Origin of the sequence: Microbacterium sp. PRF11 (assembly GCF_031844085.1) — a bacterium.
Classification (GTDB): Bacteria; Actinomycetota; Actinomycetes; order Actinomycetales; family Microbacteriaceae; genus Microbacterium.
The window spans coordinates 457473-475182 of the sequence record NZ_JAUZUP010000001.1; the positions used below are offsets into that span (position 1 = coordinate 457473).

The following is a 17710-nucleotide window of genomic DNA, read 5'->3' on the forward strand; positions in this document are numbered from 1 at the left end:
TGATGCGGCACGCAAGGTCACGCGACGCGCGTGACGGCCCGCCGCCCGGGGCGGACGCGGGAGTCCGCGCCGCCGGGCCGCCTCCGACGACTACCGTGGCCGTCGGATCTCGCGCCAGAGATCGACGTTGTCGTCGTCGCCGGCCTCGGCGTCTCCGCTGGAGCGGCCGACGATGGTCACCGCCACCTCGTGGTGCGGCGACGTGCGGATGATCACGCGGTCCGACACCGACTCCCGGAGGATCTCGGCCAGCTCCTTGCGAATGCACGCCAGGTGGGCGGCATCCATCCCCTCCAGGCCACCCTCGTCGAACAGGCTGACCGCGGCGCCACGGCGCCTCGCCGCCTCGATCTCGACACGGACGCCGTCGTCGAGCAGGCGGCTTCCGCGCAGCTCGTCGCGCAGGCTCGCCTCGGCCCGGCGGGCGGCCTCTTTATCGGCGGCACGCAGATTGCCGCCGTTCTCGATCGTGCGGGCGAGGATCGGGCCCGCGGCCTGCAGCGCCCGCTGCACGTGGATCCGCCGCTCGCGCTGCCGTCCGCTCTGCGAGGCCTGCCACGCCGAGGCGGCCTGCTGCAGCTCGGCGAGACGCTCGGTGTCACGCGCCGCCTTGTCGAGGGCGATCGTGACCAGCTGAGCCGACGTCACCCACAGGAACGACCCGACCAGTCCGAGGCTCAGCGCCTGCAGCGGGCCGAGCCAGAACGACGTCGAGATCGTGAGCACGATCATGCCGACCCACGCGACGATCGGGCGGCGCCGCACCATGACGATCGTCATCAGCGCCCCGATGCCCCCGATGACCCAGGTGACGAACGGCTGCGTCCGGCCCTCCTCGGTGACGGCGAGGAACGGCGCATTCGAGACGACGACCGCGACGAGGAGGGCGAGGGCGACGCCCCATCCCGGCATGCGGGCCGCGCGGTCGGAGGAGCGCGCGCGGGCACCGACGCCGAAGATCCACAGCACGGTCACCGGGAGGTAGACCACCAGCGCGGCGACGATGAGCCAGCCGCGTCGCACCGTCTCGGGTGAGGTCCAGATCAAGCCGCGCGCCGCGAGGTACGCCGTGAAGGCCAAGCCGAGCAGCGAGAGGACGGAGCGGACGTTCACCAGCGATCACCGCTCTCCCACTCGAGGGTGACGGTCGTGCCGCCCTCGTGGGCGTCGATGTCGCTGCGGCCGCCGACCGCGGCCAGACGCGCCACGATCGAGCCCCGGATGCCGAGGCGGTCCGGCGGGATCGCCGACACGTCGAAGCCGGGACCGGTGTCGCGCACGCGCACCGCCACCCCTCCCGGGGCGGTGTACCCGGTCAGCTGCACCGAGAGGCCCTGCGCCTCCGCATGTTGGACGGCGTTGGCGACCGCCTGCATCGCGGCGAGGACGAGAGCCCGGGCGATGCGGCCCGGAACCCGGGGCGTGCCCTCCTCGACCTGGCGGATGACGGTGAGCTCGACGCCGAGCTCCCGCGCCGCGGACTCGATGTCGTCGGCGAGACGCGTGGCCGGGACCGGTTCGTCGCTGCCCTCGAGAGCGTCTTTCTCGGCGTTCGCCAGACGGGTGAGCGCCTCACGGGCCATGCTCACCGCGAGCGTGCGCTCCCGCGGGGTCGACGCACGTTCGGCGGCGAGGAGCGCGCCGAGCACGCTGTCGTGCATGAGCGCGGCCACAGCGACGCGCTCGTGCTCGGTGGCCGCCGTCGCCGCCGCCGAGGCGTAGCTGGTCACCGCCGACGCGCGCGCCTGGTCGACGTTCGCCGCGATCGAGCGGTACATCCACCCGAGGGTCACCAGGACGCTGCCGAGGATCAGCGCGAACGACACGTCGAGGGCGATCGGCAGCACGAACTCCGGACGCCCGCCGGCCTGCAGCAGCCGCACGACGCCGAACAAGAGCGGGGTGGCCACCGTCCAGGCCACCTGCAGCGGAAGCGGGAAGGCGACGATCGTGGCGACCGTGGCCACGTTGACGAGGTAGAAGATCCACGGGTTCTCGGTCGGCACCGGAGACGGGCCGCCGGCGGTCGCGAAAGGCCACAGCGTCAGCGCCAGCACGAACACCACGGCGAAGATGCCTGAGAACACGCGCGCGAACCGCCCCACCGAGCACGCCACGATCATCGCGATCAGCGGGACGAAGACGGCGAGCACCAGCGGGAGATGCCAGCCCGGTGCCTCGTCGCCCGGACCGAAGGCGGCGAAGAACGCCTGCGCCCCGAGCACGAGCGACCCCGGGCCGACGATGAGGGTGATCACGCGCTCGATCCGCGTCTGCGTGAACGAGCCCTGCTCGGCCTGCCCCTCGCGCGTGTGCGGGATGCGCCCCCACGCCTCGTCGAGCACCGACCGATCGGCCTCAGCCATTGCCGGGGGCGTCATCGGGCGCATCCTGCAGGATGCCGTCTTCCATGGCGCGACGCAGCAGGTCGACCTTCGTCGGCGCCGGGCGGCCGACCTCGACGTACTTGACCCGGACCCGCGTGATGTTCTCTTTCGCGGTCGAGTAGGCCACCCCGAGGCGTTCGGCGACGGCCTTCAACGGCAGTCCCGCCGCGTACAGTCGCAGCACCTCGCGCTCTCGGGCCGACAGTTGGGCGTCGGCGAACTCGCGGTCGCCCTCGACCGCGCTCGCCCACTCGACGTTGTCGAGCAGTTCGCCGCGCGCGACGGTGCTGATGGCGCCGAGCACTTCGTGCGTGGGCGAGGACTTGCTGACGATGCCCGCCGCGCCCGCGGCGAGCGCCTCGCGCACCGCGGCGGCGCGGTCGGCGACGCTGTGGATGATCACGCTCGAGCCGTCGCGCACGACGCGGTCGACGTTCTCGGACACCGTCGTGCCGTCGCCGAGCGTGAGGTCGAGAACGACGACGTCGGCGGGGGATGCCGCGGTGCTCTGCCGCCACGACAGATACGCCGCGACGCTGGCGCCGGAGAACACGACCTCGGTCGCCTCGGTGCGCGTCAGGGCGGCCTCCAACCCGAGCCGGACGGACTCGTGATCATCGATGAGGGCGACGCGCGTCATCCCCTCATCGTATCGGCGCGGGAGGGGGCAGCGGGGAGGCGCGGGGCTCAGCGCCGCAGCACCGTCACCGCCTCGACGTGGTGCGAATGGGGGAAGAGGTCGACGCCGCGGATGCCGCTGTCGGCGCGGTACCCGTGCGCGGCGAAGGTCGAGAGGTCGCGGGCGAGGGCGACCGGGTCGCAGGCGACGTAGACGACGGCGGACGGCGACAGCGCGGCGACGTGATCGACCACCTCGCGGCCCGCGCCCGCGCGCGGCGGATCCAGCAGGACGACACCCCGGGACACGCGCTCCCGCTCCCGCTCGGAGGCGTCGGCGGCGAGCCGGGCGACGAAGCGGTCCACCCGGGCGGTCTCGGCCCGCGCCCCCAGCCACCCGGCGAGGTTCTCGCCGGCGTGCTCGGTGGCCCGGGGGTCGGACTCGACGCTCACGACGCGCGTCGCCGGACCGCCGAGATCCCCCAGCGTCGCGGCGAACAGCCCCACTCCCCCGTACAGATCCAGGTGCAGGGCGTCGGGGTCGAGGGCGCCGATCGACGCGGTCAGCTCCTCGGCGACGAGCGAGGTGAGGGTGCGGGCGGCGAGTCGGTGCACCTGCCAGAAGCCCGTGGCATCCACGCGGAAGGTGCGCTCGCCGACGCGCTCCTCGATCACCTCGGGAGAACCCGCGGGGCGGGCGCCGTCGGGGCGGGCGATCACGCGCACCCGTCCGTCGGCGGGCTGGACGAGATCGATGCGGCCCGGACGCGCGCCCGCGCGCGCCTCCGCCGCCGCGCGGGCGATCGCGTCGGTGGCCAGCGGGAGATCGGGGGTCTCGACGACGTGGTGCGAGCGCGCGGCGTACGCGCCGACCCGACCCTCTTCGTCGACGTGCAGGCTCACGCGGGTGCGCCATCCGGTGCCGTCGGCCGTCTCGGGGGCGTCCGCGTCGCCCGCGGGACGCACGTCGACGGGCAGCTCCAGCTTGCCCACCCGCTCGACAGCCTCACGGATGACACGTTCCTTGAGCGCACGCTGGTGCGACAGCTCGATGTGCCCGAACTCCGCGCCGCCCACGCGCACCGACGGATCGACGTCGATGTCGGCCGCGCGCCACACGTGCGGGCGCCGCTCGGGCGCCGCCTCCAGCACCTCGACGGCGTCGGCCCGCCAGAACGACTTCTTGCGCGTGTCGGTCAGACGCGCGCGCACGCGTTCGCCGGGCAGGGTGTCCGAGACGAAGACGACCCGCCCGTCGTGCCGCCCGACGGACACGCCGCCGTGGGCGATGCCGGTGATGTCGAGATCGATGAGGTCGTCGTCGTGCATCCCCCGAGCCTGTCACATGCGTCCGGGAGAGCGCCGGGCGCGGGCCCGAGCCTGTCGAAGGGTCCGGGACCCGCCGCGCGCGACGGGGTGCGCGCGTCGGTACCGTGGACGCATGCGCGTGTGCTTGGCATCCACTTCTCCCGCTCGACTCATGCTGCTGCGACAGGCGGGGATCGAGCCCGAGGCGCAGGGTCCGCAGGTCGACGAGGAGGCCGTGATCGCCGAGGTCGAGGCGGCCGAGGCCCGTCGCCTGCCGGCGGCCGAGCACGTGCTGCTGCTCGCCCGCCGTAAGGCCGCGGACGTCGCCCATCGCCTGCGCGCCGAGGATCCCGGCTTCGACGGCTTCGTCATCGGCGGGGATTCGATGTTCGAGCTCGGCGACGAGATCCTCGGCAAGCCGTACACCCCCGAGGCGGCGACCGCGCGCTGGCGCGGGATGCGCGGACGCACCGGCGTGCTGCACTCGGGTCACAGCGTCTTCCGTCTGCAGCCCGGCGCCGAACCGCGCGAAGCGCACGCGGTCGCCGAGGCGTCGGTCACCTTCGCCGCCGACGTCGACGACGACGAGATCACCGCGTACGTCGCCAGCGGCGAACCTCTGCTCGTCGCCGGCGCGTTCACCGTCGACAGCCTCGGCGGCGCCTTCATCGAGCGCGTCGAGGGGGATCCCTCCACGGTCGTGGGCATGTCGCTGTCGACCGTGCGCCGCCTCGTGCGCGAGCTCGGCGGCTCGTGGACCGCCCTCTGGAACCGTTCGTAGACTCCCGCACACGTTTTCGGACGTTTCTTGTCGAGGAGGGTCAAAAAGCGGGCCCCCACCGTCGCTAGGCTGGACGAATGCCGAAGATCGCCAAGGTCCTTGTCGCCAACCGCGGCGAGATCGCCGTCCGTATCATCCGCGCCGCCCGCGACTCGGGCAAGGCCTCCGTCGCCGTCTACGCCGATCAGGACCGCGACGCCCTGCACACCCGCCTCGCCGACGAGGCGTACGCCCTCGAGGGCTCCACGAGCGCCGACACCTACCTCTCGATCGAGAAGATCCTCTCGGTCGCCCGCCGCTCCGGCGCCGACGCCGTTCACCCCGGCTACGGCTTCCTCGCCGAGAACGCCGACTTCGCCCGCGCCGTGATCGGTGCCGGCCTGATCTGGATCGGCCCCTCCCCGGATGCCATCGAGGCCCTCGGCGACAAGGTCACCGCGCGCCACGTCGCCGAGAAGGTGGGCGCGCCCCTCGCCCCCGGAACCCCCGGCCCCGTCTCGGGCGCCGACGAGGTCATCGCCTTCGCCGAGCAGGTGGGACTTCCCATCGCGATCAAGGCGGCGTACGGCGGCGGCGGACGCGGCCTCAAGGTCGCCCGCGAACTCGACGAGGTCGCCGAGATGTTCGAATCGGCCACGCGCGAGGCGGTCGCCGCCTTCGGCCGCGGCGAGTGCTTCGTCGAGAAGTACCTCGACAAGCCGCGCCACGTCGAGACGCAGTGTCTCGCCGACTCCGCCGGCAACGTCGTCGTCGTCTCCACGCGCGACTGCTCGCTGCAGCGCCGCCACCAGAAGCTCGTCGAGGAAGCCCCCGCGCCGTTCCTCAGCGACGAGCAGAACGCGGTGCTGTACTCGGCATCCAAGGCCATCCTCAAAGAGGTCGGCTACGTCGGTGCGGGCACGTGCGAGTTCCTCATCGGCGCCGACGGCACCATCTCGTTCCTCGAGGTCAACACGCGCCTGCAGGTCGAGCACCCCGTCTCCGAAGAGGTCACCGGCATCGACCTGGTGCGCGAGCAGTTCCGCGTCGCCGAGGGAGAAGAGCTCGGTTACGGCGACCCCGAGCCCAGCGGCCACTCGATCGAGTTCCGCATCAACGGAGAAGACCCGGGCCGAGGCTTCCTGCCGCAGCCCGGCCCCATCCACGTGTTCAAGACGTTCGGTGGTCCCGGCATCCGTCTCGACTCGGGAGTGACCGCGGGCGACAGCGTCTCGGGCGCGTTCGACTCGCTGCTCGCGAAGATCATCGTGACCGGCCGCGACCGCGCCGAGGCGCTCGAGCGCGCCCGCCGCGCCCTCGACGAGTTCGAGGTCGCCGGCATGCCGACGGTGCTGCCCTTTCACCGCAAGGTCGTGCGCGACCCCGCCTTCACGGCCGAGGACGGCGAGTTCGGCGTCTTCACCCGCTGGATCGAGACCGAGTTCGTCAACGACATCCCGGCTTGGGACGGCGAGCTCGAGGCACCCGCAGCGGCCGCCGGCCGTCACACCGTGGTGGTCGAGGTCGGCGGCAAGCGCCTCGAGGTGAGCCTGCCCGACCGCATCACCGCGGCCGCCCCGCAGGTGGGCCGTCCGGCCGCCGCTCCCCCGTCCCGTCGCTCGCACGCGGCCTCCCCCACCGCCGGCGCCACCGGCGATGCGGTGAAGTCGCCGATGCAGGCGACGATCGTCAAGGTCGCCGTCGAAGAGGGCCAGCAGGTCGTGAAGGGCGACCTGGTCGTCGTCCTCGAGGCCATGAAGATGGAGCAGCCCATCCAGGCGCACAAAGACGGAACGGTCGCGGGCATCGACGCGGCCCCCGGCACCACCGTCTCCGCCGGCCACCAGCTGCTGCTGATCAGCTGACGTCCCGCGTCACTCGCTCGGCGCCGCACTCCCCCGGGGGTGCGGCGCCGTCGTTCGTCTCACCCCCCCCACGCATAAACGCGATCCGTGCGCAAAAACGCGAGCACACCGCGTTTATGCGCGCAAACAGCGTTTATGCGCGAACCCGGCCGGCCACGGGACACCGAACCGGCGACGGATTCCGCAAACGCACGGCATCCGGCACACTCAGGCCCCGCCGAGGCTCCACACCCCCGCATAAACGCGATCCACGCGCAGAAACGCGAGCACACCGCGTTTCCCCTCGCGAACGGCGTTTATGCGCAGGCACATAGCGTGGACCAGCACCCCACCCCGGACCCCGCCGGACGGCGACGGATGCCGCGAGCCCGCGGCATCCGGGATGCTCAGTCCTCGCCGGGGTCGTCGCGGTCGACGATGTGCATGGCGCGGGCGGCGTCGGTGATGCTCGAGGTGAGCGAGGGGTAGACCGCGAACACGCGGGCGACCTGGTCGACCGTGAGGCGGCGCTCGACGGCGATCGCGATCGGGTAGATGAGCTCCGACGCCTTGGGGCCGACGATCACGCCGCCCATCACGGTGCCGCTGCCCTCGCGGGCGATGAGCTTGACGAAACCGTCGGTGATGCCCTGCATCTTCGCTCGCGGGTTCGCCGACAGCGGGAGCTTGCGCACCTTTCCGGCGATGCGGCCCTCGGTGATGTCCTGCTCGCTGAAGCCGACCGTGGCGATCTCGGGGGCGGTGAAGATGTTGGCGGTGATGCGGCGCGTCTCGAGCGGGATGACGATGTCGCCCAGCGCGTGGAAGATCGCCTGCCGTCCCTGCATCGACGCGACGGAGGCCAGGGGGTAGAAGTTCGTGCAGTCGCCGGCGGCGTAGATGTTCGGCACCGAGGTGCGCGCGACGCGGTTGACGCGGATGTGCCCGGATGCCGTCATCTGCACACCCGCCTGCTCGAGGCCGAGACCGGCGGTGTTGGGGATCGAGCCCACGGCCATGAGGCAATGACTGCCCTCGATCGTGCGCCCGTCGGCGAGGGTCACCGTGACACCGTCGCCGGTGTTGACCACCGAATCGGCCCGCGCCTTCGACAGCAGCGTCATCCCCCCGCGCTGGAACACGCGCTCGAGGACGGCGGCGGCATCCTGGTCCTCCCCGGGCAGCACCTGGTCGCGGCTCGAGACGAGCGTGACCTTGGCGCCGAGGTTCATGTACGCCGAGGCGAACTCGGCGCCGGTCACACCGGAGCCGACGACGATCAGGTGCGAGGGCACCGACTTCATGTTGTACAGCTGCGTCCAGGTGAGGATGCGCTCACCGTCGGGCTTCGCCGACGGCAGCTCGCGCGGGGAGGCGCCCACCGACACGACGAGGGTCTCCGCCTCGATCCGGTCGAAGTCGGTGCCGCCGGCCTCGGTCGAGACGACCACGGCGCCGTTGCCGTCGAGGCGGCCGTGACCCGAGATGATGCGCACACCCGCCTCGAGCAGCGAGGACCGCATGTCGTCGGACTGCTGGCGCGCGAGGGAGAGCAGACGCTGATTGACGGCGGCGAGGTTGATCGCGACCTCGGGGGTCAGCGGCTTGCCGCGGTCGTCCTTCGCGAACAACTGCACACCGAGGCTGCTGGCGTTGCGGATCGCGACGGCGGCGTCGGCGGTCGCGATGAGCGTCTTGGACGGCACGACGTCGGTGATGACGGCGGAACCGCCGACGCCCGCGCGCTCGACGAGGGTGACGTCGGCACCGAGCTGGGCCGCGGAGAGGGCCGCCTCGTAGCCGCCGGGGCCCCCGCCGACGATCGCGACGGACTGCTTGCGCTCGAAGCTCTGCACCATGGCATCCATTCTGTCAGCGCTGAGCGGATGCCGATGCGCCTCACAGGTGGCTCGCGAGCCGCGCAGTTTCTAGAGTGGGGGGATGTCCCACAGCACATCTCACCCGCTCGACGACCCGGCGGTCGATCCCTTCGAGGTCGCGCGGACCGCGGCGGCCGACATCGCCCGCCTCTCCGGCGTCGAGCACCACGACATCGCCGTGACCCTCGGGTCGGGCTGGGGCCGCGCCGCCGAACTCATCGGCGAGGAGACGGCGTCGTTCCCCGCCACCGAGGTCACCGGCTTCAGCAAGCCCGCTCTCGAGGGGCACGTCGGCACGCTCCGCAGCGTCCGCACGCCCGGCGGCAAGAACGTCCTGGTCATCGGCGCCCGCACGCACTACTACGAAGGACACGGCGTGCGCCGCGTCGTGCACAGCGTCCGCACCGCCGCGGCGACGGGCGCGACCACGATGATCCTCACCAACGGCGCCGGCGGCATCCGCGAGACGTGGAAGCCCGGCCAGCCCGTGCTCATCAGCGACCACATCAACCTCACCGCCGACTCCCCCCTCGAGGGCGCGACCTTCGTCGACCTCACCGACCTCTACTCGTCGCGCCTGCGCGAGATCGCGCGGGGCGTCGACCCCAGCCTCGACGAGGGCGTGTACTGCCAGTTCCGCGGCCCCCACTACGAGACCCCGGCCGAGGTGCAGATGGCCAAGACGATCGGCGGGCACATCGTCGGCATGTCGACGGCTCTCGAGGCGATCGCCGCGCGACAGGCCGGCATGGAGATCCTCGGCTTCTCGCTCATCACGAACCTGGCCGCCGGCATCCAGCAGACCCCTCTCAGCCACGAGGAGGTGCTCGAGGCCGGCCGCGAGGCGGAGCCCGTGATCTCGGCGCTGCTCGCGCGCGTGATCGGGGCACTGTGAGCGCCTTCCTCGACGCGGCCCGGGCCTGGCTCGCCCAGGATCCGGATGCCGTCACCCGTGACGAGCTCACCGCCCTCATCACCCGGGCCGAAGCGGGGGATGCCGAGGCCTCGGCGGATCTCGACGATCGCTTCTCCACCCGCCTGGCGTTCGGCACGGCCGGCCTGCGCGGAACCCTCGGCGCCGGCTCGAACCGCATGAACCGCGTGCTCGTCGCACAGGCGGCGGCCGGGTTCGCGGCGTACCTGCTCGAACGTTCCTCGGGCGGGGTGCCGACCGTCGTGGTCGGTTACGACGGCCGACGCAACTCGGACGTGTTCGCCCGCGACTCGGTGGAGATCTTCGCCGGCGCGGGGCTGCGGGCCATCCTGCTGCCGCGGCTGCTGCCGACCCCCGTGCTCGCCTTCGCGGTGCGCCACCTCGGTGCCGACGCCGGCGTCATGGTCACGGCGAGCCACAACCCGCCCGACGACAACGGTTACAAGGTGTACCTCGGCGGCGACGACGCCGGTGCGCAGATCGTCTCGCCGGCCGACGCCGAGATCGCCGCGCACATCCAGCGCATCGCCGACGGCGGCGACATCACGACCCTCCCCCGCTCGGTCGGCTACGAGAACGCCCCCGAATCGGTGGTCGAGGCCTACGTCGCCGCGACCGCCGCCGTCGCGCCCGCGCCGAGCGGAGCCGAGGGGCTGCGCTGGGTCTACACCGCGATGCACGGCGTCGGATGGGAGACCGTCTCCCGCGTGCTCGCCGAGGCCGGCTACCCCGCGCCGACCCTGGTGCAGGCGCAGATCGAACCCGACGGCCGCTTCCCCACGGTCGCGTTCCCCAACCCCGAGGAACCCGGCGCGATGGATCTCGCGTTCGAGACCGCACGGGCATCCGACGCCGAGCTGGTGATCGCGAACGACCCGGATGCCGACCGTCTCGCCGTCGCGATCCCCGACCCCGACACCGAGGGCGGCTGGCGGCGGCTCACCGGCAACGAGATCGGGCTGCTGCTCGGGTGGCGTGCGGCGCGCGCTGCGGCTTCGGCCGCTACGCCCGCGGACGGTGTCGCAGAATCCGGCGCCGAGGCACCGGCATCCCTCGCCTGCTCGCTCGTCTCGTCGCCCGGCCTTCAGGCCGTGGCCGAGCACTACGGACTCGCCTTCCACTCGACCCTCACTGGCTTCAAGTGGATCTCGCGGGCGCCGGGTATCGTCTTCGGCTTCGAGGAGGCGCTCGGCTACCTCGTGAACCCCGGCACCGTGCGCGACAAGGACGGCATCTCCGCGGCGGTCGCGCTGCTCGGCATGGCCGCCGAGGCGCGCGGCGAGGGCCGCACCGTCGGCGACCTGCTGCGCGAGTTCCGTGACACGTTCGGCGCCTTCGCGAGCGACCAGATCTCGGTGCGCGTCGACGACGTGAGCGAGATCGCCGGGATCATGGCATCCCTCCGCGCCCAGCCGCCCGCCGCGATCGGCGAGACCCCGGTGTCGCGCATCGACGACCTGCTGCTCGGGGTCGACGGGTTCCCGCCCGGAGACGTGCTGCGCATCTGGCTCGACGACGGCTCGCGCCTGATCGTGCGGCCCAGCGGCACCGAGCCCAAGCTCAAGCTGTACCTCGACGTGCGCGGCTCCTCGGCGAAGAAGGCGCGCCGCCGGCTCGAGGCGCTGCGGGCGGGGGCGGAGGAGTTGTTGATGGCGGTGCGCTGAGCCGGTTTGGTTTCGGCGATCGCAGGTGGCCCCGGGGCGACAGAAATGGCCCCGGGGCCACCTAGCGGCAGGGGATGCCGACCCAACCCACCCGCGTCAGCCGTCGATCACCGCGACCAGCTCGTCGAGGAACGCGGGGAACGACGTCGCGCGGCGTACGATGCGCTGCACGCTCTCGCGCTCGCTGAACACCTCGACGAACTGCTCGAACACCGTCTGGAAGGCCTCGCGGTCGGTCTCGCTGAAGGCCACGAGCGCGACGACCTGCACGCGACCCTCGCCCCACTCGATCGAGGGGTCGGCGATGCCGATGGCGATACGGGTCTGGGTCGCGGTCATGCCCATCGCGTGCGGCACGGCGAGGGCATCGGTGAACGCGGTCGACGAGATCGTCTCGCGCTCGACCGCCCGGTCGACGTACGCGCCGTCGATGACGCCCTGGTCCACGAGCAGGCCCCCGAGGCGCCGGATGACCCCGGCCTCGGCGGCCGTGGCATCCAGGCCCCGCACGAAGGCGCCCGGCGCGAAGTACCGCTCGAGCTCGGCCCGCAGGCGCGCCAGCCGCCGACCGCGTCGGATGCGCCCGGCGGCGGCCTGGACGCGCTCGACGTCGGCGTCGGTCAGGAACGGCTGGATCCGGACGAACCGGTCGCCGGGGCGCGGCGGGTCGATCGTGGTGAGCACGAGGTCGGTGTCGATGGCATCCCACGCGGGGTCGATGCGCGTCTCGACGCCGACGACCTCGATCGCCTGCCCGAGCGAGCGGTCGACCGACGAGCGCAGCAGTTCGTGAAGCTCGTAGTACCCGGGGCACACGATGGTGGCCGTGAGCAGCTGATCCGCTCGGCGACTGCGCTCGAGCCGCCCGCCGACGTGCATGGCGATGTAGGCGATCTCGTCGTCGAGGATCGGGATGCCGAGGCCGTCCTGCAGCCCCTTGGCGATGTACACCGCGACCTCGAAGATCATCGGGTACGTCGACTTCAGCGAGCGCGTCAGGGGGTTGCGCGACCACGCCTGCTCCCGCGAGCGCGCGAGGAGGTTCTGCACGTGCAGCGCGAGCCGCAGGATGAAGTCGTCGTGTGCGATGTCGACGAGGAACTCGGATGCCGCGTTCTCGACGACGCGGCGGACGGCGGCCTCGACGTCGGGATCGAGGCGCGCGCGGACGTCGTCGCCGCCCGGGGTGCCCGGGGCCACGATGCGCGTGAGAACGAGGGTGGCGAGGTGGCGGAGGTCGCCGGAGCCGAGCTGCACGCCGATGTGCTTCACGGTGAGGCGGTCGAGCAGGTCGACGACCGCGGCCGCGGCGTCGCTGGAGTCGCCGCCGGGAGAGCCGAGGGCACGATCCCGCGTGGTGCGGTCGGCGGCGATCGCGATGTGCATCACGACGTCGCCGATGCCGATCTCGTTGACGTAGTAGCCGAGGGCGTTCAGCTCGGCGACGAGCTCGGCCTTGAACGGTCCGAACGCGCGGGCCCCCACCGACCGCTCCCCGAGCGTGCGCCGCAGCGCGTCGAGGTCGAACAGCCCGGCATCCATCTCGTCATGCGCGAGTTTGGACAGCAGGCGCCGCTGAGCGACCTCGGTCCCCCGGAGGCGGGCGGTGGATGCCGAGCGCTCGAGGGTCAGCTCCGTTCCGCCGAGAAGGCTCCGCACCCGCGCGAGATCGGCCTCGAGGGTCGCGGCGCTGACATGGAGGGCGTCGGCGGTGTCGAAGACGTCGATGCCGTCGGCGGAGTCGAGCAGGCGCCGCACCAGGGTGTGCAGGCGGTCGCGGGGGGTGCCGGCATCCGTTCCGCTGAGGGCCCGCAGGGCCGACGCGGCCTCACTGCCGGCGCGGTAGCCGAGCGGACCGGACTCGATCGCCGCACCCCCGGGCACGCGCGCGTTGACGGCGGTGACGTAGGAGCGGACGCTGCGGGGGGTCACGCCGAGCGCGTCTGCCAGGGACGCGGCGGTCGACCACTCCCCGTCCCGCAGCAGCAGAGCCAGCAGGCGGTCCTGGCGAGCCTTCGTCGTCACGATCCGTCCTCCGCGCCGCCGGGCTGGCAGCGTTCCCTCCATCCAACCACGCGGATCCGCGCGCGGCGCGGGGCGGCGGCATCCGCGTTCCGGGGGGTGGGAAACGAACCTGGTTGTCGCCTGTGAACGGGGTGCGCACAATCGAGAGGAAGAAAGGCCGGTCGATGAGGATCCTCGTGGTGTGTGGAGCGGGTGCGTCGAGCACGTTCGTCGCGCAACGCGTCCGTCGTGCTGCGCACGAGCGGGGGCTGGACTACTCCGCCTCGGCGGGGACCTCGCGCTCCCTCCCGATCGACCTCGACGCCGCCGACATCGTGCTCGTGGGTCCGCACCTGGCTCCCGAGCTGGACCGGATCCGCGCCGCGGCCGCCCCGCGGGGCGCGACCGTCGTCCTCATGCCCGACGACGTCTTCGCCGACCAGAGCGGCATCCGGACCCTCGCCCTGGTCGAGGACGCGCTGCGTTCCCGCCCGCACGCGGACACGATCTGAGCCCGATGGAGACGACACCATGCCCCAGTTGACCCGCACCGTCCGCATCGGATCGTCGCACGGGCTGCACGCGCGTCCGGCGAAGCTGTTCGCGCAGGCCGCGAAGGAATCGGGCATCCCGGTGACCCTGGCCAAAGACGCGGGTGGGCCCATCAACGCCGCGAGCATCCTCGGGATCATCGCGCTCGGGCTCGAACAGGGCGACTACGTGACCCTCACCGCCGACGGCGACAACGCCGAGGCGACGCTGGAGCGCCTCGCCGAGCTCCTGACCACCGACCACGACGCCGAGTAAAGGAAACACAGCACCATGACGGAACTCCGTGGAGTCGGAATCGGACTGGGCGTCGCCCAGGGACCCATCGCGCGCATGGCAGAGCCCCTGCCCGCCCCGAAGGACGCGAAGAGCGAGCTGAGCGTCGAGGACGAGACCGTCCGCGTGCGCGAGGCCGTCGCCGCGGTCGCCCGTGAGCTCGAGGCCCGCGGTGCGCAGGCGGGCGGCGCCGCGCGCGACGTGCTCGAGGCGCAGGCGATGATCGCCGAGGACCCCACGCTCGAGGCCGAGGTCGACAGCCGCCTCGCCGCCGGTAAGACCGGCGAGTTCGCCGTCCACGACGCCTTCGCGTCGTTCCGCGAGCAGCTCGTGGCCCTCGGCGGCTACCTCGGCGAGCGCGCCGCAGACCTCGACGACGTCGCCCAGCGCGTCATCGCGCGCCTGCGCGGCGTCGCCGCCCCCGGCATCCCCGACCCCGGCCACCCGTTCGTGCTCGTCGCGAAGGACCTCGCTCCCGCCGACACCGCCCTGCTCGACCTCGACAAGGTGCTCGCGCTGGTGACCACCGAGGGCGGCCCGACCTCGCACACGGCGATCCTCGCTCGCGAGAAGTCGATCGTCGCGGTCGTGGGAGCGAGCGGCGCCAAGGACCTGGTCGACGGTCAGACGGTCATCGTCGACGCCGCCGCGGGGGTCGTCACCGTCGACCCGACCGACGACGACCTCGCGCGCGCCCAGAACCGCGCCGACGCCCGCAAGGCCGCGGCATCCGCCCCCATCACCGACGGCTCGCTCGCGGACGGCACGAAGGTGCCGCTGCTGGCGAACCTCGGCAAGCCCGGCGGAGCCGCCGAGGCCGTCGAGCTGGGCGCCGAGGGCGTGGGCCTGTTCCGCACCGAGTTCCTCTTCCTCAGCTCCAGCTCCGCGCCCACCGTCGAGGAGCAGCGCGCGGCGTACACCGAGCTGCTCAGTGCCTTCCCCGGCAAGAAGGTCGTCGTGCGCGTCCTCGACGCCGGTGCCGACAAGCCGCTGCCGTTCCTCAACGACGCCCACGAGGAGAACCCGGCGCTGGGCCTGCGGGGCCTGCGCGCCCTCCGTGCGAGCGAGGACATCCTGCGCGAGCAGCTCACCGCCCTCGCCGAGGCGGATGCCGCGACCCGCGCGTCCGAGGCCGGCCCCGCCGACCTGTGGGTCATGGCCCCCATGGTCTCGACGGTCGAGGAGACCCGGTACTTCACCGCGCTGGCGAAGGACTACGGCCTCAAGACCACCGGCGTCATGGTCGAGGTCCCCTCCTCGGCCCTGCTCGCCGACCGCATCCTGCAGATCGCGGACTTCGCCTCGATCGGCACGAACGACCTGACGCAGTACACCCTCGCCGCCGACCGTCTGCTCGGTTCGGTCGCGTCGTTCCAGGACCCGTGGCATCCGGCCGTCCTCCGCCTCATCCGCGAGGTCGGGGCCGCCGGTGCGGCCAACGGCAAGCCCGTCGGCATCTGCGGCGAGGCGGCGGCCGACCCGCTGCTCGCGGTCGTGCTCGTCGGCCTCGGCGCCACCACGCTCTCCATGGCCCCCACGGCCCTGGCCGACGTGCGCGCCACCCTGCTCACCCACTCTCTCGACGATGCCCGCCGCATCGCCGAGGCCGCCCTGGCCGCCGATGACGCGGCCTCCGCCCGAGAGGCCGCCCAGGCGGCCTCGTCGAACACCGTCGCGGCGTGAGCCGCACCCTTACCGCGGCTCCGGCCGTACCGTCACCCAAGGAGACACAGCAATGACGACGACGTCACCCGCCAAGAAGCCGGGAGGGGCTCGGATCGCGGTTCAGCGATTCGGCACGTTCCTCTCCGGCATGATCATGCCGAACATCGCGGCATTCATCGCATGGGGCTTCATCACCATGCTCTTCATCCCCGCCGGGTTCTTCGGTGCCAACAGCCCGTTCGGCTGGCACTGGGCGCCCGTGGCCGAGATCATCGGCGGCGGCGGCGACGCCGCGGCCATCGGCTGGCCCGGCGCCATGACCGCGCTCACCGCGACCGAGGGCGGCGACACCTACCAGGGCTACGTGGGCCTGGTCAGCGTCATGATCACCTACCTGCTGCCGCTTCTCATCGCCAACACCGGTGGACGTATCGTCTACGGTGCCCGCGGTGGCGTGGTCGCCACGATCGCCGTGATGGGCGTCATCGTCGGCACCAACATCCCGATGTTCCTCGGCGCGATGATCATGGGTCCGCTCGCGGCCTGGATCACCAAGCAGATGGACAAGCTGTGGGACGGCAAGATCCGCCCCGGCTTCGAGATGCTCGTGAACAACTTCTCCGCCGGCATCCTCGGCATGGTGCTCGCGATCGTCGGCTTCTTCGCCTTCGGTCCGGTCTTCCTCGGCATCAGCGCCGTCCTCGGCAGCATCGTCGCGTTCCTCGTGCAGTTCAACCTGCTCCCGGTGCTGTCGATCATCGTCGAGCCGGCCAAGGTGCTGTTCCTCAACAACGCCATCAACCACGGTGTCTTCACCCCGCTCGGCATCGAGCAGGCCGCCGACACCGGCAAGTCGATCCTGTTCCTCATCGAGGCCAACCCCGGACCGGGTCTGGGCCTGCTGCTCGCCTTCACCTTCTTCGGTGTGGGTGCGGCGAAGGCCTCCGCTCCCGGCGCCATCGTGATCCAGTTCCTCGGCGGCATCCACGAGATCTACTTCCCGTACGCGCTCGCCAAGCCCATGACGATCCTCGCCCTGATCGCCGGTGGCGCCTCGGGTGTCGCGGTCAACATGATCTTCGGCGGCGGTCTGGTGTTCCCGGCCGCTCCCGGCAGCATCATCGCCGTGACGGCGGCCGCCGCCGGTGGCGGCGTGGCGAACGTCCTCGTCGTGTACCTCTCGGTCATCGTCGCCGCCGTCGTGACCTTCCTCGTCTCGGGCGTCATCCTGCGGGCCTCGCGCAAGCGCGACCAGGAGGCCGAGGGCGACAGCTTCGCCGCGGCCATCGACCAGACCGCGGCGAACAAGGGCAAGGAGTCGTCGGCCCTCGGCGCTCTGCGCACCCGTGCTGCCGGCACGACCGGCTCGGGCACCACCGAGACGGCCGACCGCGACGTCGACGGCGCTCTCGGCGGGCTCGAGGGCGGCGCCGTGACCACGAAGCAGCTGAACAACATCGTGTTCGCCTGCGACGCCGGCATGGGCTCCTCGGCGATGGGCGCCAGCGTCCTGCGCAACAAGATCAAGAAGGCCGGCATCGACGGAGTCACGGTCACCAACCAGGCGATCGCGAACCTCGACGGCTCGGCCGACCTGGTCATCACGCAGAACCAGCTCACCGATCGCGCCAAGGCGCAGTCGCCCGACTCGGTGCACGTCTCGGTCGACAACTTCATGAACTCGCCGCGCTACGACGAGGTCGTGGAGATGGTGCGCGCGCAGCACGAAGCGAAGTAATCCCCTAGCACGAAGGGGCCGGGGCACAAGCCCGGCCCCTTCGTCTTCCCGTCCGCCCCGTGTTTTGCGAGGCTGGACAGCAC

The 17710-nt window shown here is 72.1% G+C and carries 14 protein-coding genes; 8 read left to right on the forward strand and 6 right to left on the reverse strand.

Annotated features, from left to right (window positions below; translation table 11 throughout):
• Nucleotides 1-90: 90 nt before the first annotated feature.
• Genes Q9R20_RS02205 through Q9R20_RS02220 form a run of 4 tightly spaced genes read right to left on the reverse strand, consistent with a single transcriptional unit; the run spans nt 91 to nt 4334 of the window.
• The gene (locus Q9R20_RS02205) at nt 91-1113 is read right to left on the reverse strand and encodes a hypothetical protein (RefSeq protein ID WP_311247798.1); all 1023 of its coding nucleotides are present in this window, start codon (nt 1111-1113) and stop codon (nt 91-93) included.
• Nucleotides 1110-2381, reverse strand: coding sequence for an ATP-binding protein (locus tag Q9R20_RS02210; protein ID WP_311247799.1), 1272 nt, complete (start codon nt 2379-2381; stop codon nt 1110-1112). The genes Q9R20_RS02205 and Q9R20_RS02210 overlap by 4 nt, the downstream gene beginning before the upstream one ends.
• Nucleotides 2359-3027 carry a response regulator transcription factor gene (locus Q9R20_RS02215; protein ID WP_311247800.1) on the reverse strand — a complete coding sequence of 223 codons (669 nt, stop codon included), beginning with the start codon at nt 3025-3027 and terminating at the stop codon, nt 2359-2361. The genes Q9R20_RS02210 and Q9R20_RS02215 overlap by 23 nt, the downstream gene beginning before the upstream one ends.
• 47 nt (nt 3028-3074) lie before the next feature.
• Entirely contained in the window at nt 3075-4334 is a 1260-nt protein-coding gene (locus Q9R20_RS02220; protein WP_311247801.1) for a TRAM domain-containing protein, read from the reverse strand.
• 112 nt (nt 4335-4446) lie between these two features.
• Between Q9R20_RS02220 and Q9R20_RS02225 the strand changes: the two genes are divergently transcribed.
• Nucleotides 4447-5094 (forward strand): Maf family protein, encoded by a 648-nt coding sequence (locus Q9R20_RS02225; RefSeq protein WP_311247802.1) that lies wholly within the window; start codon nt 4447-4449, stop codon nt 5092-5094.
• Nucleotides 5095-5171: 77 nt separating this feature from the next.
• Nucleotides 5172-6938: a biotin carboxylase N-terminal domain-containing protein gene (locus Q9R20_RS02230; RefSeq protein ID WP_311247803.1), complete on the forward strand. Its 1767-nt coding sequence runs from the start codon at nt 5172-5174 to the stop codon at nt 6936-6938.
• A 386-nt stretch (nt 6939-7324) separates the two neighbouring features.
• Here Q9R20_RS02230 and Q9R20_RS02235 read toward each other — a convergent pair whose 3' ends face one another.
• A complete protein-coding gene (locus Q9R20_RS02235; RefSeq protein ID WP_311247804.1) occupies nt 7325-8785 on the reverse strand; it encodes an NAD(P)H-quinone dehydrogenase in 1461 nt (486 codons plus the stop codon).
• A gap of 73 nt (nt 8786-8858) precedes the next feature.
• Between Q9R20_RS02235 and Q9R20_RS02240 the strand changes: the two genes are divergently transcribed.
• Nucleotides 8859-9692 carry a purine-nucleoside phosphorylase gene (locus Q9R20_RS02240; protein ID WP_311247805.1) on the forward strand — a complete coding sequence of 278 codons (834 nt, stop codon included), beginning with the start codon at nt 8859-8861 and terminating at the stop codon, nt 9690-9692.
• Nucleotides 9689-11395: a phospho-sugar mutase gene (locus tag Q9R20_RS02245; protein ID WP_311247806.1), complete on the forward strand. Its 1707-nt coding sequence runs from the start codon at nt 9689-9691 to the stop codon at nt 11393-11395. The genes Q9R20_RS02240 and Q9R20_RS02245 overlap by 4 nt, the downstream gene beginning before the upstream one ends.
• A 96-nt stretch (nt 11396-11491) precedes the next feature.
• Here Q9R20_RS02245 and Q9R20_RS02250 read toward each other — a convergent pair whose 3' ends face one another.
• Nucleotides 11492-13420 carry a PTS sugar transporter subunit IIA gene (locus tag Q9R20_RS02250; RefSeq protein WP_311247808.1) on the reverse strand — a complete coding sequence of 643 codons (1929 nt, stop codon included), beginning with the start codon at nt 13418-13420 and terminating at the stop codon, nt 11492-11494.
• 164 nt (nt 13421-13584) lie between these two features.
• Between Q9R20_RS02250 and Q9R20_RS02255 the strand changes: the two genes are divergently transcribed.
• The 4 genes from Q9R20_RS02255 to Q9R20_RS02270 are packed head-to-tail and all read left to right on the forward strand — an operon-like array spanning nt 13585 to nt 17627.
• Nucleotides 13585-13911: a PTS sugar transporter gene (locus Q9R20_RS02255; RefSeq protein WP_311247809.1), complete on the forward strand. Its 327-nt coding sequence runs from the start codon at nt 13585-13587 to the stop codon at nt 13909-13911.
• Nucleotides 13912-13930: 19 nt separating this feature from the next.
• Entirely contained in the window at nt 13931-14206 is a 276-nt protein-coding gene (locus tag Q9R20_RS02260; protein ID WP_311247810.1) for an HPr family phosphocarrier protein, read from the forward strand.
• Nucleotides 14207-14221: 15 nt separating this feature from the next.
• A complete protein-coding gene (ptsP, locus tag Q9R20_RS02265) occupies nt 14222-15907 on the forward strand; it encodes a phosphoenolpyruvate--protein phosphotransferase (protein ID WP_311247811.1) in 1686 nt (561 codons plus the stop codon).
• 52 nt (nt 15908-15959) lie between these two features.
• Nucleotides 15960-17627, forward strand: a complete 1668-nt coding sequence (locus Q9R20_RS02270) for a PTS mannitol transporter subunit IICB (RefSeq protein ID WP_311247812.1) — start codon at nt 15960-15962, stop codon at nt 17625-17627.
• Nucleotides 17628-17710 lie beyond the last annotated feature (83 nt).